Here is a 15,788-nt window from a genome sequence, read left to right as displayed (position 1 = left end):
TGGGGAGCTTCCCACCGCAGGGTGAGCGGTGCTTCACCGGGAGATCCCCACCTCCCTTGTGGTGTAGTTCAGTTGACCTCGGGAAGGGTGGCGGCGATACCGGTCGCCAGGACGTACGGGTCGCCGCTCGGCCGCGCCGGGTGGCGGGTGGTGAGCCGGGCCCAGTCGTCTTCGAAGGCGTGCCAGTCGATCGCCCTCGGTGCGGCGCGCCGCACGAGAGCCTCCTCCAGCGAGGTGAAGTAGGAAGACCACCGCCTGGCGTACAACTCGCTGATCAGGCCGCTCCATTCACGGTTCGCGTAGTCGTGCAGGTAGCCGCCCTCGCTGGTGCTCTGCCGCCCCCACACGCTGAGGATCGAGCGGGCGTCGTACTCGTACCGGTCCCGTTCGGCCTCGTCCGCGCCGTGCGAACGGGCCGCCGACAGCCAGGATCCGAGCAGGAAGTTCGGATCGGAGCCGACGAGTGCGTCCAACTGCTTCTCCCGGTGGGCCCAGTCCGCGGTCAGTTCCCGGAACAGGGCCAGGTCCTTGGCCTCGTAGGCCGCCTTGATCTTGGGGAGCAGCACCCGCGAGTGGTTGGCGAGGGCCTGCCGGGTGGTGTCCACCAGGTCGAAGCGGTAGGCGCTGGAGCCGCGCAGCCGGGGGGCCACCTCGAGCAGGTGGTCCAGGGCCCGGCGTACCGAACCCGCCGGATATCGCATCGCCTTGGGGCTCCAGTAGGCCGATCCCACCGCCGTCAGGCTCGGCCGGGCGGTGAACAGGCTGTCCTGGGACTCCGACCACAGCCCCGAGGAGGTGCTGTACGGGCCCTTGCGCAGCTCCTCCCACGCCGCGGCGGCCGCGGCGTCCGGGGCCCCGTACCGGCGGCCGGCGAAGTCCGCGAACCACTTCCGCTGGTCGATGGGGCCGGGCTCCCACGCCAGGTCGGTGAAGAGGTCGAAGGCCGCCGGATTGGTTCCGGTGGCCTCGGGCAGGTAGGCGATGCCGGTGAGCGCGCTGTCCGGCTTCGCGCCCCAGGACTGGAAGCGGTCGATCCACACCGAGGTGTTGGCGCCGATCGTCGTGTGCCCGCCGAAGTTGTAGATCGAGCCGATGGCGTACGAGGTCCCGCCCCAACGGGTCTCGCGGTCCAGCCGGTTGTACCGGTCCGAGAGCCCGTCCAGGATCAGCAGCTTCGAGGTGTCCACCCCGGCCAGCAGCTCCTTGGTCGGATCGTCCTGCCAGCCCAGCACCGCCCACAGCGCGCCGGGATGCGCCGCCCACAGGGCCTGCTGCACGGCCCCGGCCGCCGCCTTGACGTCCACCGAACCGGTCTGCCCGCCCTCGTGCAGCGGGCTCATCCGGTACATCGTGCTGTCGCCGAACACCGCGCGCTGCTCGGCGTAGTACGCGGCGGCCAGTTGCGCGAAGGGCGGCGAGACCGGGTCCAGCCAGTCGGGCCGGTCGAAGCCGGCCCAGTCGCCCTGCGGAACCGTCACCGCACTGGGATTGCGCCCGGCGAAGGCCGGCGGGACCGTTCCGAAGTAGCCCGGCAGGACCGGGGTCATGCCGAGGCCGCGCAGCTGTTCGGCGATCCTGCCGCCCAACGCGGCGCGCCCGCGCATCAGTTCCTCGGACACCGGACCGCCGAAGCCGCTCAGGTTCTGCAGCAGCCACCAGCTCTGGTGACCGGGACCCGGGATCCACTCCCGCAGCTCCTCGGCGGTGTAGCCGAACCGCTGGAGCGCCCGGTAGTACGGGTACTCGGCGCCGACCTGCACGAACACCTCGTTGATGCCGTGCAGTGCGAGCAGGTCGATCTGCCGCTGGTGCTCCTCGAAGGTGCGGTACGGGCCGGAGTACCCGTCGTCGGTGTCGTTCAGCGCGTACCGGTGCGCCACCCGCGCGCTGCGGGTGACCGGGGAGGGCACCGCCGGGAGCTCGGCGGGCAGCAGGCCGATGCTGTCGCCGGGCCAGCCGATGTCGGCTCCGGCGACGTGCTGGAGGTACCAGCCGACCCCGGTGAGCAGGGTGGCGCCGGTGGAACCCCGGACGGTGATCGCGCCGGCCCTGCCGGACACGGTGAAGGTGTCGGGCCCGGCCGCGGCGTCGGGGACCAGGGTGAACTGCCCGGCATGGCGCGGCAGCAGCCGCTGCAGGGAGGCCCGCGCGGGTGTGGCGTCGAATAGCCGCGGCCGGGGAGCGGCCGGCGTCGCGGTGTGTCCCTGGCCGGACCGGGCGGGGGACTCGGGTGCGGGCCGCGATCCGGGCCGGGATACGGGCTGGGATACGGGCTGCGACCCGGGCTGGGACGGGGATCGGGCGGGGGGAGCCGCGGCTCCGGCAGCGGGATCCGTCGCTCCGGGTGCGGCCCCGGCGACCGCCAGGGTCAGCAGGACCGCGGGCAGCGCGGCCAGGGTGACCCGGCGGCGCGCCCGCCGGGCCCGGCCGTGGCGTGGGATGGGGACCGGCATGCGTGTCGTCCTCGTCTCGGCCGGCTCCGGCGTTGCGGCCGGCTCGCTCGGCTCGGTGGGTTGCTTCCTCGTCTGATGCCTCGTCTGCTTCTCCACGGGGCGGGCCGTCAGACCGGCAGCGCCCAGGCCTGGTCGACCTGGTGGTCACCGCAGGGCGTCAGCCGGAGCCGCTCGGCGGGGGTGCCCGGTTCGACGGGGGCCGCCGCCGGGGCCGGCGCCGTCAGGCAGAGCCCGCTCGCGTCCTCGACCAGGGCCCCGTCGCGGCGGGGGGTCCAGCTCTGGCCCGGCTCGCGGCGCCGCTGATCGCCCGAGCAGTCGGCCAGTTCCACGAGGCCCTCCTCGCCCGCCGACAGGCAGGCGCCGGCCAGGCGCAGGCTGCCGTACCGGCCCAGGGTCCAGCGCTGGTCGGGTGCGCCCGTACAGGCGGCCATCACGACCGCGCCGACGCCGGTGGTGTTCGCCCCGTCGGCGCAGGCGGCGCTCGTGCCGGCGCCCCGGCCGGCGATCTGCCCGGTGGGTACGGCCCCGGCGCAGCCGGTGCGCGGGGTGAGCCGCCAGACGCCCGTGTCGTGCGCGGCCAGTGTTCCGGTCAGGGTGTCGGACACCTCGCGGGTCTCACCGGTCCACAGGTCCTTCGCGTCGACGCTGCATGAGCCCAGCCCCAGCCCGAGCTCGTCGAGCGGTACGCGGATGTCACGGGCGGCGGCGGACCGGTTGAGCACGGCGACCGCACGGTCCCCGCCGGCCAGCGGCCGCACGAGGATGTCGAAGGTGGCGTTCGAGGAGACCACCGCGCCCTGGACACCCATCGGGTCCTGGTCCAGCGCGATCAGATCGGTGTTGCCGAGGGCTGCGAGCCCTTCGGGGGTGAGCTCGGAGACCTGCGAGGACAGGATGAACGGCGCGGCCATCATGGCCCACAGGCCGACCTGGCTGCGGCTCTCCGCCGGGCTGAGTCCGGGGGCGCCCGCGATCAGGAAGTCGGGATCGTTCCAGTTGCCGGGACCCGCGTACCGGCCGAGCCAGCGGTTGTAGCCGTAGTTGCCCATGACCGAGCTCCAGCGCGAGGTGCTCGGAGCGGCCGGCTTGTAGACCTTGATGTCCCGGCCCTCGCGCCACAGCTGGCCGGTCTCGCCGACCCAGTCGATCACCTTGTGCCAGTCGGATCCGCCCCACTCGCCCTGCTGGAAATAGGCGGGCGCCGAGGCGGACAGCACCATGTCCCGGCCGCTGTCGCGCAGCGCCTTGGCCACGGAGTTGTAGGCGTCCCGGTAGGCCTGTTCCTTGGTCTTGCCCTCGGGCACCCAGAGGTTGCAGCCGTCCATCTTGACGTAGTCCACCTCCCAGGAGGCGAACTGCCGGGCGTCGCGGGCGTAGTGGTCGGGGCCGCCGCCCTCCGGGGAGCCGCTGCCGGGGTAGCGCTCGCAGGTGAGCGAGCCGGCGTCCTGGTAGATGCCGAACTTCAGCTTCCTGTCGTGCAGGTACGCGCCGAGCCAGGCCATGCCGTGCGGGAACTTCTGCGTGTCTACGACCAGATTGCCCTCGGCGTCACGGCTCTTGGTCATCCAGCAGTCGTCGATGGTGACGGTGTCGTAGCCCTTGGCGGCCAGGCCGGTGGCCACGAGCGCGTCCGCGTTCGCCACGACCTTGGCCTCGTCGATGTCGCACATGTAGTGCGCCCAGTTGTTCCAGCCCATGGGCGGGGTGAGCGCGAGCGGGGTGTCCGATGTCGCGTGGGGCTCGGCCGCAGCAGGGGCGGGGCAGAGCGCGAGGGCGAGCAGGGCGGCCGCGGTCAGACAGGGGAGCGACGCACGCAGGCGAGGCGGCACGGAGTCTCCTTGACGTGGGGGCTGTCGAGGGCTCAGTGCAGCGGTGTGACTACCCGCTGTCAACATAAGTCGGGGGTTATTGGTCAATGACCAGCAATATGGGTGTAGTCGAGCGCATGCGACGGGGTTGATACGCCGTTCCGTACGGTGGATGTGACGCTGGATGATACGACGGCTGATACGATGTATCTCATGCCGAGAAGATCAGTGGCCCTGGACCGCGCCACACCCGAGGCGATCGCCGCCGCCGCCCTGCGGATCCTCGACGAGCAGGGGCCCGCCGCGCTCAGCTTCCGCGCGCTCGCCGAACGGCTCGAGGTCTCGCACGCCACGGTCCAGCGCCGCTGCGCCGACCTCGCGGGCCTGCTCGACCTCTGCACCGAACACCTCGCCGCCCAGCTGCCGCGGATCTCCGCCGCGGCGGGCTGGGCCGAAGCCACCGAGCAGCGGTTCACCTCCCTCTACCGGCTCCTCGCGGCCCACCCCGGGCTGATGATCCTGCGCGGCGGCCGCCCCTGGCTCGGCCGCCAGCTGCTCGCCCGGCTCGTGGAACCGGCGCTCGCCGACAGCGTGGCCGCCGGGATGACTCCCGCCGAAGCGATGACCGCGTACCGGCGGATGTACCTGCTGACCCTGGGCAGCGCGGCCTTCGTCGACCACCGGGACCCGGCCGCGGCCACCGCCGCCTCGCGCGCGGCGCTGGCCGCCCTGGACCCCGCCGAGTTCCCCGTGCTCTCGGCCGGGCTGGCCGACGTACTGCCCGCCCTGACCGACCACGAGGTGTACTACGGCGCCCTGCGCCAGCTGATCGAGGCGAACCGGCCCGCCGGAGCCTGAGGCGAGTCCCGAACGACAGGAGTGCGGATCCATGGAACAGCAGCTCGACGCGGTGCAGCTCGACGCGGTGCCCCTTGACGCGGTGCCCCTTGACTACGGGGCCGTGCGCGCCGCCGCCGGCCGGATCGCCGGGGCCGTGCGGCCCGTCACGGTGATACCGGCGGACGGAGGGATCTCGTACGCCCTGGAGTACCTCCAGCACACCGGCTCCTTCAAGGCGCGCGGCGCCCGCAACTTCCTCGCCGCCCACCGCGCCGCCGGCACCCTTCCCGAGGCCGGGGTCACCATCGCCTCCGGCGGAAACGCCGGCCTCGCCTGTGCCTGGGCGGCCCGCGCCGAGTCCGTACCCGCCACCGTGTTCCTGCCCGTCACCGCCCCGCGCGTGAAGGTGGAGCGGCTGCGCGGCTACGGGGCCGACGTACGGCTCGTCGGCGACCGGTACGCCGAAGCGCTCGCCGCCTGCCGGGAGTTCGCCGCCGGGAGCGGGGCGCTGAGCAGCCACGCGTACGACCACCCGCTCATCGCCGCGGGCGCCGGGACCCTGCTCGACGAGATCCGAACCGCCCTGCCCGGCCTGGACACGGTCGTCGTCGCGGTCGGCGGAGGCGGGCTGTTCGCCGGCATCGCGACCGCCGCGCGGGCACACGGCGTACGGGTCGTCGCGGCCGAGCCGGAGAACTGCCGGGCCCTGAACGCGGCCCTGGAAGCCGGCCGGCTCGTGGACGTCCCGGTGGACTCGGTGGCCTCCGACTCGCTCGGAGCCACCCGGGTCTCCGCGGACGCGCTGGCGGCCGTGCAGGCGTCGAATGCCGCATCGGTCCTGGTCCCCGACGCGGCGATCACCGCCGCCCGGCGCGCGCTCTGGGACGAGCACCGCATCGTGGTCGAAGCGGGCGCGGCCACCGCCCTGGCGGCCGTACGCACCGCGTCCGGGCCGCTCGGCGAGCGCGTCGCCGTGGTGCTGTGCGGGGCCAACACCGATCCGGCGGACCTGGGCGGCGCCGCTTCCTGAGCAGCGGCGCAGGCGCCGCTCGCAAGGAGCCGCCCTTCAGGCGGAGCCGTCCTCGCGGACCACCACGACCGTACTGGCCGCGTACTGGACCACCTGCTGGCTCACGGAGCCCAGCAGCGCGCCCTTGATGCCGCCGTAGCCGCGGGTGCCGACGACCGTCAGGGCCGCTTCCTTCGAGGCCTCCACCAGCACCTGCGCGGGCGAGCCCTGCTCCACCCGGCGGAAGACCGGAACGCCCGGCGAGGTGCCGACCGCCTCCGCCACGGTGTCCGCGAGCTTCTGCCGGGCCGAGTCCTCGGCGTGCACCAGCTCCGTCTGCTCGGCCGGGCTGATGCCGAAGGGGTTGGTGTTCCACTCCCAGCTCATCACGGCGTGCACGCGGCCGCCGATGGCCTTCGCCTGGGCCACGGCCCAGCGCAGGGCCTGCTTCGAATGGTTCGAACCGTCCACGCCGACGACGATCAGAGGCTCGGTGTTCTGGCTCACGATGGTTCCTCACGTTTCGTCCGAATGATCGTTCTCATCCCTGTATACACGCCGTACCCGGTCCGACCTCGAACGACGATCGTTGCGCGGACCCGAGACTTTGGAGAACAGCAGGGGGCCGCCCCCGCTTGCGAGAGTCGGGAGGACGGGCGGGAGCCGCCCGGCGGATGGGCCGTGGACCATGGCCCACGGCAGCAGAACGAGGAGTTCGACGTGGCGCGACGCAATGGATGTCTGATCGGCTGTGCGGTGGCCGGGGTGCTGGGGATCGGACTGCTCGTGGCGCTGCTGTTCGGGGTGGGCAAGGTCATGGACGTGGCCGACAAGACCCTCGTCGACCAGAAGGTGTACGAGGCCGTGAGCGTCGGCGACCCCGAGGCCGAGGTCCGCGCCAAACTGCCGTCCGGCGAAAGCTTCGTCACCTCGGCGCTCAAGGACGGCGGCCCGGCCGTACCCGTCGGCAGCCAGTGCTCCTGGTACCTGTCCGACTCCGGGAACGGCGACACGGTGCTGCGCTTCTGCTACAAGGACGGCAAGCTCGCCGAGAAGGCCGACTACCGCGTGAAGTAGGGCCTTCGGTCCCTGCCCGTCACCGTCCTCTCCCGCGACGGGAACCCCGCCGCGACCCTCACCGAACTCGCGGCGGGAGCGCAGCTCCTGGTCATGGGCGGCAGGTGCGTGACGTCGCGGCCCCCGATGGAGATCGAGCCGGACGATCCGTGTGGGTGGGGTCGGCAGGAGTGGCGGAGCTGTTGTGCGGTATGCGGGTAAACGATGTGATGCTGCGCTGGATAAACCGCATTAGTGCAAGTTTTGGTTAACCGGCGATAAGGAGTCAATATCCAGCGGGCGAGCGCGTTCGTTGCCGAATCGATATCACGCCAGCGGAAATAAGGACTAAAGCGCATCAGTACAGGTCAGGATGGTTTCAGTGGAGTGACTTTCGGACTATCTGTCCCCGCGCTGTCGTAATTCGGGGCGTACGGGTACCTGCCGGTCGGGGCTTCGGTCATATTGACGGGATCTTGATTTCGGGTGAGTTTGGGCCCAGTGATCCGGCGACGAGGCCGGAACTCCCCCTGAAGGCGGCGACGATGACCCGTAGGAACGTGACCCGTTATGCCATCACCACGCTCGTGGCCGGGACTTTCCTCGCGACCTCCGCGTGTGGCATGAGCGGTGGCGCCGGAGACGTGGAGGAGGGGGAGAAGACCGGCAAGGTGGCTGGTCAGATCACGTTCCGCACCCTCCAGCTGAAGCCCGTGTTCACGTCGTACGTCCAGGGGGTCATCGACGCGTTCGAGAAGAAGTACCCGGACGTGAAGGTCAAATGGGAGGACGTGCCGGGCGACGGCTACAACGAGAAGATCGTCGCCGACGCCCAGGCCGGCGCCCTCCCCGACGTGGTCAACCTCTCCACCGACTCCTTCCAGCTCCTCGGCGACCGCGGCATGCTGGCCGACGTGGCGAAGCTCGACCCCGAGGTCGCCAAGGAGTACGTCCCCGGGGCCTGGGAGCAGTTCAAGCTGCCCGGCAAGGGCGACAGCGTGTTCGCGTACCCCTGGTACGTGACCCCGGAGATCCTCACGTACAACAAGGACCTCTTCCGGAAGGCCGGTCTCGACCCGGCCGAGCCGCCGACCAGCATCGAGCAGTTCTTCGACTACGCCGAGCAGATCGCCGCCAAGTCCGGGGGCAAGTACTCCGCCTTCATGGCCGACCCCAAGGGCCGGCTGCCCGGGGACTGGCAGAAGATGGGCATCCCGATCCTGAACGAGAAGCAGGACCGGTTCACCTTCGACACCGGCAAGGCCGTCGAGTGGGTCGAGCGGATGAAGGACCTGTACGCCAAGGGCGCCATGCCCAAGGAGTCCCTGCTCAAGCAGGACGACATCAACCAGCTCTACGGCGGCGGAAAGATCGTATTCGGCCCCGGCTCCCCGGGCTTCGTCAAGGACATCAAGCAGAACGCCCCGCAGATCTACGCGAACACGCAGGTCGCGAACGCGGTCACCGGGCAGCTCGGCCACATCGGCATCTACGCCCAGTCGCTCGGCATCAAGAAGGACACCCGGCACATGGACGCGGCGACCGAGTTCGCGAAGTGGCTCACCAACGGGCCCAACCAGGTGGACTTCTCGAAGCACGCCACCATCTATCCGTCCAACGCCATCGGCCTCGCCGACCCCTTCTTCACCGACAGGGGCGACGGCAAGGACGCGGAGACACTGGCCCGCGCCGTCGGCGCCGAGCAGCTGAAGACCGCCGCCCTCGACGCCAACACGCCCGTCCAGTGGACCAACCAGGTCGGCGACGTGGTCGTGCGCGAGATGCAGAAGGCCATCAAGGGCGAGCAGGACGCCAGGACGGCGGTGAGGAAGGCGCAGGAGGAGGCGAACAAGCTGCTCGCCAAGACGGCCCGGCAGTGACGGCGGCAGCGGAGAAGCCCGAGAAAGGAGAGCAAGACGCCATGGGTCCATCCTCAGGACCGGAACTGTGGGAGAAGCCCGGACCGTCGGGGGACGCGCCCGCCGCCGCCCCAACCCTCGACACGGTGCGGGCCCGGTCCGAGCGGGCCGGGAAGGCGGAGCGGCACGGGAAGGCGAAGCGGCCCCAGACGGCGAAGCGGCCCGAGACGGCGAGGCGGTCCAAGGAGGCGAAGCGGGCCAAGAAGGCCATGGAGGCCGAGACCGGGCTGCGCCACCGCAAGTGGTGGACCCCGTACCTCTTCCTCGCGCCGGGCCTGATCATGGTGATGACGTTCAGCCTCTGGCCGTTCGTCAACACCGTGATCCTCTCCTTCACCGACGCGCAGATCCTGCGCGGGGGCGGGTTCGTCGGCTTCGACAACTACACCCGCGCCTTCGCCGATCCCGACTTCTGGGTCGCCACCGGCAACAGCGTGCTGTACCTCGTGGTCGTCGTCCCGTGCCTGGTCTTCCTGCCGCTGGCCCTCGCGGTCCTCGTGCAGACCAAGGTCCCCGGCATCGGCTTCTTCCGCTCGGCGTTCTACACCCCGGTGATCGCCTCGGCCGTGGTCGTCGGCCTCATCTGGCAGTGGGTGCTGCGCAGCGACGGCCTGGTCAACACGCTGTTCCAGAAGCTGAGGATCATCTCCGAGCCGATCCCGTTCCTGACCGACAGCACCATGCTGCTGGTCTCCGCGATGATCGTGACCGTGTGGAAGGGCCTCGGCTACTACATGGTCTTCTACCTCGCGGCCCTCGGAAACGTCTCCACCTCGCTCTACGAGGCCGCCGCGCTGGACGGCGCGGGTCCGGTCCGCCGCTTCTTCAGCATCACCGTCCCCCAGGTGAAGCCGATGATGCTGCTGGTCGGCACCCTCTCCGCGATCTCCGCGCTCCGCGTCTTCACCGAGATCTACATCCTCGGCGGCGAGAGCGGCGGTCCCGGCGGAGGCGCCCGTACCCTGCCCTTCCTCATCCGGCAGGTCGGCCTCGGCTTCTCCGGCGAGACCGGTTACGCGGCCGCCATCTCCATCCTGTTGTTCCTCCTGACGCTGGTCTTCAGCCTGCTGGGCCGCCGTCTCTCGAAGGGAGACGAAAGTTGAGTTCCCTCGCTTCCCTCACTTCCCTCGGCAACAAGGCGGGCAAGCGCGTCGGAGCCGACGCGCGGCGGTACTGGATCGGCCTCGCCGGCCGGTACGCCACGCTCCTGCTGATGCTCGTCGTCATGCTCGGGCCGATCGTCTGGCAGTTCCTGACCTCGATCCGCGGCCGCACCGAGAACGTGTACGACGGGGTGCTGCCCTCGCAGCCCACCCTCGACAACTACTTCCGGGTCGCCGAGTCGTTCCCGCTGTTCCAGTACGTCGGCAACACCCTGACGGTGGCGCTCCTCGCCATCACCTCGAACATGCTCTTCGCGGCCATGGGCGGCTACGCCCTCTCCCGGGCCGCCTGGAAGGGCCGCAAGGTCGTCTTCACCGTGCTGGTGGCGACGCTGATGTTCCCCTTCGAGTCCGTGATGATCTCGATGTTCCTCACGGTCCGCGAGATGGGCCTGGTCGACACCCTCATCGGTGTCTGGCTGCCCGGCGCGGTCTCCGTCCTCAACATCATGATCATGCGTTCGGCCTTCCTCTCCGTCCCCAAGGAGGTCGAGGAGGCCGCGGTCCTGGACGGCGCGAACGAGTGGACCCGCTTCACCCGGGTCTTCCTTCCCGCCGCCAAGGGAGCCCTGGCCGTCGTCTGCATCACCAGCTTCATGGGCGCCTGGGACGACTTCCTCTGGCCCCTGCTGGTGCTGACCAACAGCGACAACTACACCCTCCAGCTCGGTCTGAAGACCCTGGCCGGCGCCACCACCGTCAGCGACCAGCGGATCATCGCCGCCGGTGCGATGGCCGCGCTGATCCCGATGATGCTGCTCTTCTTCGCCCTCCAGCGCTTCTTCTTCAAGGGCGTCGGCGAGGGAGCCGTCAAGACCTGACCTCGTCCGACCGGGCCAGACCCGACCTGACCGGGCCAGACCAGACCCACCGACCGCAGGATCGCAGTCCATCCCACTCTGGAGCAGCCGTCATGCACGACGACCGCAGCATCGCCGAACACCGCCTCCGCCGTGTCCTCAAGGAGCGCATCAAGCCCGCCGTCCACTCCCGGCCGGTCCCGCTGACCGTCGAGCGCTGGGAGGCACCCGGCGAGCCCGTCCCCGTGGCCGAGGGTCTGGCCGCCTCGTACGAGCCCTGCGCCATCGGCGAGATGTGGGGCCCGGCCTGGGGCACCACCTGGTTCAAGGTCACCGGCACGGTCCCCGCGCACTGGGCCGGCCTCACCGTCGAAGCCGTGCTCGACCTCGGCTTCGACCGGATGATGCCCGGCTTCCAGTGTGAGGGCCTGGTCCACCGCGCCGACGGCGGGGAGGTCAAGGCGCTCAACCCGTACAACGACTGGGTGCGCGTCGCCGACCGCGCGGCCGGCGGCGAGCGCATCGAGTGGTACGTCGAAGGCGCCTCCAACCCGATCCTCGTCGACCACGCGGTCACCTACGAGGGCGACAGGCAGACCAGCGGCGACCAGCCCCTCTACCGGCTCGCCCGGATGGACCTCGCCGTCTTCGAGACCGAGGTCTGGGAACTCGTACAGGACCTCGAAGTCCTCTACGACCTGATGACGCAGCTCGACGAGCGCGATGCCCGGCGCTACGAGATCCTGCGCGCCATCGACTCCGCCCTCGACGCGGTGGACCTCTGCGACGTCCCCGGCACGGCGGCCGACGCCCGCGCGCGCCTCGCCGCGGTCCTGGCCGCCCCCGCCAACTCCTCCGCGCACCGCATCAGTGCGATCGGTCACGCCCACATCGACTCCGCGTGGCTGTGGCCGCTGCGCGAGACCGTGCGCAAGGTCTCGCGGACCACGTCCAACATGCTGGGCCTGATGGAGGAGCACCCCGAGTTCGTCTTCGCCATGTCCCAGGCGCAGCAACTCGACTGGATCAAGGCCTACCGGCCCGAGCTCTTCGAACGGGTCAAGAAGAAGATCGCCGACGGGCAGTTCGTGCCGGTCGGCGGCATGTGGGTCGAGTCCGACACCAACATGGTCGGCGGCGAGGCCATGGTCCGCCAGTTCCTGTACGGCAAGAAGTTCTTCATGGACGAGTTCGGCATCGAGACGAACAACGTCTGGCTGCCCGATTCCTTCGGCTACACCGCCGCCATGCCGCAGATCGTCAAGCTCTCCGGCTCGAAGTGGTTCCTGACGCAGAAGATCTCCTGGTCCCAGGTCAACAAGTTCCCCCACCACACCTTCTGGTGGGAGGGCATCGACGGCACCCGCGTCTTCACGCACTTCCCGCCGGTCGACACCTACAACTGCGACCTCGGCGGAGCCCAGCTGGCGCACGCCGCCCGCAACTACCAGGAGAAGGGCCGGGGTTCGCGCTCGCTCGCCCCCTTCGGCTGGGGGGACGGCGGCGGTGGCCCGACCCGCGAGCAGCTCGGCCGCGCCAAGCGGCAGCGGGACCTCGAGGGCTCCCCGCGCGTGGAGATCGAGCGCCCCGACGCGTTCTTCGAGAAGGCGCACGCCGAGTACGAGGACGCGCCCGTCTGGGCCGGGGAGCTCTACCTGGAGCTGCACCGCGGCACCTACACCTCCCAGGCCAAGACCAAGCAGGGCAACCGGCACAGCGAATCACTGCTGCGCGAGGCGGAGTTGTGGGCGTCCACCGCGGCCGTGAAGGTCCCCGGGTACGCGTACCCGTACGAGGACCTCGAGCGGATCTGGAAGACCGTGCTCCTCCACCAGTTCCACGACATCCTCCCCGGCTCCTCCATCGCCTGGGTGCACCGCGAGGCGCGCGAGACGTACGCCAAGGTGCGGGAGGAGCTGACGGCGATCACCGTGGCAGCGCAGACAGCCCTCGCGGGGGAAGGCGAGGAGGAGCTCGTCTTCAACTGCGCCCCGCACGCCCGGCGCGGGATCCCGGCCGGCGGGGCGGGCCTGCCGACGGCGGCAGGGCAGGCCGTCACGGTGGAGGAACGGCACGGCGGCGGCCATGTCCTCGCCAACGGGCGGCTCCTCGTGGAGATCGACGGCCGCGGGCTGATGGTGTCGGCGTACGACCTGGAGGCCGGGCGCGAATCGGTCGCGCCGGGGGCCGCCGCGAACCTGCTCCAGATCCACCCCGACTTCCCGAACATGTGGGACGCGTGGGACATCGACGAGTTCTACCGCAACAAGGTCACCGACCTGGTGGACGTGGACGCGCTGGAAGTCGCCGAAGCCGGCCCGTCATCGTGCACCGTACGGGTGACCCGCTCGTTCGGCCTGTCCCGCGTCGTCCAGACGGTCACTCTCCGGGCCGGGGCCAAGACGGTGGACATCGTCACGGACGTGGACTGGCGCGAGACGGAGAAGTTCCTCAAGGCGGCTTTCCCGCTGGACGTCAAGGCCGAACGCTCCGCCTCCGAAACGCAGTTCGGGCACGTCCACCGGGCCACCCACACCAACACCTCCTGGGAGGCCGCCAAGTTCGAGATCTGCGCCCACCGCTGGATCCACGCGGAGGAGCCGGGCTGGGGAGTCGCGGTACTCAACGACTCCACGTACGGCCACGACGTGACCCGGGACATGCGCCCCGACGGCGGCCAGACCACCACCGTCCGTCTCTCCCTCCTGCGGGCCCCGCGCTACCCCGACCCGGAGACCGACCAGGGCGCGCACACCCTGCGCTTCTCGCTCGCCCCGGGCGCGGCCGTCGGTGACGCGGTCCGCGAGGGCCACGCGCTGAACCTGCCGGAGCGCGTGCTCCGCGGCGCGGGCCCGGTCGCCCCGCTCGTCGCGGTCGACACGGACGCGGTGGTGGTCGAGTCGGTGAAACTCGCCGAGGACCGCGGCGGCGACGTGATCGTCCGCCTCTACGAATCCCGCGGCGGCCGCGCGCGGGCCACCCTGGCGGCGGGCTTCCCGATCTCGGCGGCGATCGAGAGCGACCTCCTGGAACGGCCCCTGGAGGGCACGGCCGTCTCCGCCCCCGCCCCGGACGGCACGGTCCCTCTCGCCCTGCGCCCGTTCCAGATCGTCACGGTCCGCCTCCACCGGGCCTGATCCCCGCCCCCGCCCCGCGGTGTGCCCCGAAGACCGGGGTGCCCCGCGGGGCGGGCCCCCCGTGCCGTATGTTCTGCCTGCCCGCCCCCGTCGGCGGGCTTCCGCATGTCAACGCACCCGTGGGGGGTCCCTCGTCATGTCCGCCGGTCCCGGTTCCGCAAGACTGTCCCCGCTCGGCGCGCCTCCGGCGCGCTCGCTGCTCCGCTCACCGAAGGGACTGGCCACGGCCCTGACGGTGCTGCTCGGTCTGTGCGCCCTGACCCGGCTGCTCGCAGCGGCGGCCGGGGTCAACCGGTACCGGACGCTGGACAGCTTCGGGCTGAGCACGGGACTGGGACATCCCGGGACGCTGCTCTCGATCTCGATGAGCCTGGTCATGATGGCCATGCTCCCCACGGCGGTGGTCTTCGTCGTCTGGTTCCACCGGGTCCGGGTGAACGCCGGCGTGTACGCGCGGGGAGCCTTCGGCGGCGGCGCCGGCTGGGCGATCGGAGTCTGGTTCATCCCGGTCGTGGGCTGGACCGTCCTGCCCTGCCTGATGGCGGTGAAGGTGTGGTCGACCAGTGCGTCGAGGCTGCCGGGCAAGGCCGCGCTGACCTCACCCGCCCCCGTCTTCGTCTGGGCCGGAACGTTCGGAGCGGCGATGCTGGCGTCCGGCGGCGCGGGCTGGTTCGCCGGGCAAGCCACGGGTGATGACGCCGCGGGGAACGCGATCCTGCTCGCCGCGGGCTCGGACCTGGTCTACGCCGTGGCGGCGGCGTCGGCCGTCCTGTTCGTACGCCGGCTGTCGGCCCTGCAGTCGGCCGGCTGAGCGACGCTCCGGCCGGTGGTGGGGGCGCCCGGGATCATTCCGCGAGGAACGCGGCGACCGCCGCCGTGAACTCCCCGGGCGCCGCCGCGTGGATCAAGTGGCCGTACGGGAGGGTGATCAGGCGGGCGTACGGGATGCGGCGGACCACCTCGTCGAAGGAGGCGGGCGCCAGGTGGCTGGCGGGGCCGCCGTACACGACCAGGGTCGGGGCCGTGATCCGGGCCAGGTCCGCGAGCCAGGCCGGGTCGGGGTCGTCGAGCTGGGGGCGGACCGCGAGCACCATCGCCCAGTCGAAGGCGAGTTCGCCCTCGGGGCGCACCGGGACCATGGCCTCGCGGGGGAGGGGCGCGGGCGCGTCCTCCAGGACGAGCCGGCCGATGCGGTGCGGCTGCGCGGCGGCGGCCAGGTACGCGACGACACCGCCCATCGAGTGACCGACCAGGTCCACCCGGTCCAGCCCGAGGGCGTCCAGGAAGGACAGCACGTCGTCCCGCATGAGCGGGAGCGAGTACGCGGACGGCCGCGCGCTGGCTCCGTGGCCGCGTAGGTCGAGTGCGAACACCTGCCGCTCCCGAGCGAGTTCGTCCCGTACGGGCGCCCAGTCGGCGGCGGTCTTGCCCAGTGCGGGGAGGAGGAGCACCGGCGGGCCGGCCGGCGGGCCGGTGACCTCGTAGGCGAGGCGCACTCCGCCGTTCACCGTCACGGTGTGTTCTTCGGTCGTCCGGGTGGTCCTGGGCTTCCGCGTCATCCGGCAGAGGGTACCCCGGCGGCCCGGATGCGCAGGATCCGGGC

The 15,788-nt window shown here is 71.2% G+C and carries 12 protein-coding genes; 8 read left to right on the top strand and 4 right to left on the bottom strand.

The window, feature by feature from the left end; translation table 11 throughout:
* Positions 1 to 68 precede the first annotated feature (68 nt).
* Together ACFYM0_RS05535 and ACFYM0_RS05530 are read right to left on the bottom strand one after the other, a co-directional pair.
* Positions 69 to 2,453 carry an alpha-N-acetylglucosaminidase gene (locus ACFYM0_RS05535; protein ID WP_388496878.1) on the bottom strand — a complete coding sequence of 795 codons (2,385 nt, stop codon included), beginning with the start codon at positions 2,451 to 2,453 and terminating at the stop codon, positions 69 to 71.
* Between the two features lie 107 nt (positions 2,454 to 2,560).
* The gene (locus ACFYM0_RS05530; RefSeq protein ID WP_388496875.1) at positions 2,561 to 4,282 is read right to left on the bottom strand and encodes a ricin-type beta-trefoil lectin domain protein; all 1,722 of its coding nucleotides are present in this window, start codon (positions 4,280 to 4,282) and stop codon (positions 2,561 to 2,563) included.
* A gap of 192 nt (positions 4,283 to 4,474) precedes the next feature.
* Between ACFYM0_RS05530 and ACFYM0_RS05525 the strand changes: the two genes are divergently transcribed.
* Together ACFYM0_RS05525 and ACFYM0_RS05520 are read left to right on the top strand one after the other, a co-directional pair.
* Positions 4,475 to 5,119 carry a TetR/AcrR family transcriptional regulator C-terminal domain-containing protein gene (locus ACFYM0_RS05525; protein ID WP_388496872.1) on the top strand — a complete coding sequence of 215 codons (645 nt, stop codon included), beginning with the start codon at positions 4,475 to 4,477 and terminating at the stop codon, positions 5,117 to 5,119.
* A 31-nt stretch (positions 5,120 to 5,150) separates the two neighbouring features.
* Entirely contained in the window at positions 5,151 to 6,131 is a 981-nt protein-coding gene (locus tag ACFYM0_RS05520; protein ID WP_388496869.1) for a serine/threonine dehydratase, read from the top strand.
* A 36-nt stretch (positions 6,132 to 6,167) separates the two neighbouring features.
* On the opposite strand, the gene ACFYM0_RS05515 is transcribed toward ACFYM0_RS05520, so the two are convergent.
* Entirely contained in the window at positions 6,168 to 6,617 is a 450-nt protein-coding gene (locus tag ACFYM0_RS05515; RefSeq protein WP_388496867.1) for a universal stress protein, read from the bottom strand.
* 213 nt (positions 6,618 to 6,830) lie between these two features.
* Here ACFYM0_RS05515 and ACFYM0_RS05510 point away from each other — a divergent pair, with 213 nt between their 5' ends.
* The 6 genes from ACFYM0_RS05510 (at position 6,831) to ACFYM0_RS05485 (ending at position 14,996) form a co-directional block, all read left to right on the top strand.
* Entirely contained in the window at positions 6,831 to 7,187 is a 357-nt protein-coding gene (locus ACFYM0_RS05510; RefSeq protein ID WP_388496864.1) for a hypothetical protein, read from the top strand.
* 524 nt (positions 7,188 to 7,711) lie between these two features.
* Positions 7,712 to 9,046: an ABC transporter substrate-binding protein gene (locus tag ACFYM0_RS05505; RefSeq protein WP_388496861.1), complete on the top strand. Its 1,335-nt coding sequence runs from the start codon at positions 7,712 to 7,714 to the stop codon at positions 9,044 to 9,046.
* A gap of 248 nt (positions 9,047 to 9,294) precedes the next feature.
* A complete protein-coding gene (locus tag ACFYM0_RS05500; RefSeq protein WP_388497691.1) occupies positions 9,295 to 10,188 on the top strand; it encodes a carbohydrate ABC transporter permease in 894 nt (297 codons plus the stop codon).
* Entirely contained in the window at positions 10,185 to 11,069 is an 885-nt protein-coding gene (locus ACFYM0_RS05495) for a carbohydrate ABC transporter permease (protein WP_388496858.1), read from the top strand. Before ACFYM0_RS05500 ends, ACFYM0_RS05495 begins: the two co-directional genes overlap by 4 nt.
* A gap of 92 nt (positions 11,070 to 11,161) precedes the next feature.
* Positions 11,162 to 14,185: an alpha-mannosidase gene (locus ACFYM0_RS05490; RefSeq protein ID WP_388496856.1), complete on the top strand. Its 3,024-nt coding sequence runs from the start codon at positions 11,162 to 11,164 to the stop codon at positions 14,183 to 14,185.
* Positions 14,186 to 14,321: 136 nt separating this feature from the next.
* Positions 14,322 to 14,996: a DUF4328 domain-containing protein gene (locus tag ACFYM0_RS05485; RefSeq protein WP_388496853.1), complete on the top strand. Its 675-nt coding sequence runs from the start codon at positions 14,322 to 14,324 to the stop codon at positions 14,994 to 14,996.
* A 34-nt stretch (positions 14,997 to 15,030) separates the two neighbouring features.
* On the opposite strand, the gene ACFYM0_RS05480 is transcribed toward ACFYM0_RS05485, so the two are convergent.
* A complete protein-coding gene (locus tag ACFYM0_RS05480) occupies positions 15,031 to 15,744 on the bottom strand; it encodes an alpha/beta fold hydrolase (RefSeq protein ID WP_388496852.1) in 714 nt (237 codons plus the stop codon).
* Positions 15,745 to 15,788: the final 44 nt, after the last annotated feature.

The sequence above is a fragment of the Streptomyces sp. NPDC006487 genome, from assembly GCF_042870555.1.
Taxonomy (GTDB): domain Bacteria; phylum Actinomycetota; class Actinomycetes; order Streptomycetales; family Streptomycetaceae; genus Streptomyces.
Note: the sequence above shows the minus strand (reverse complement) of the source record. Positions and strands in the feature narration are given on the sequence as shown.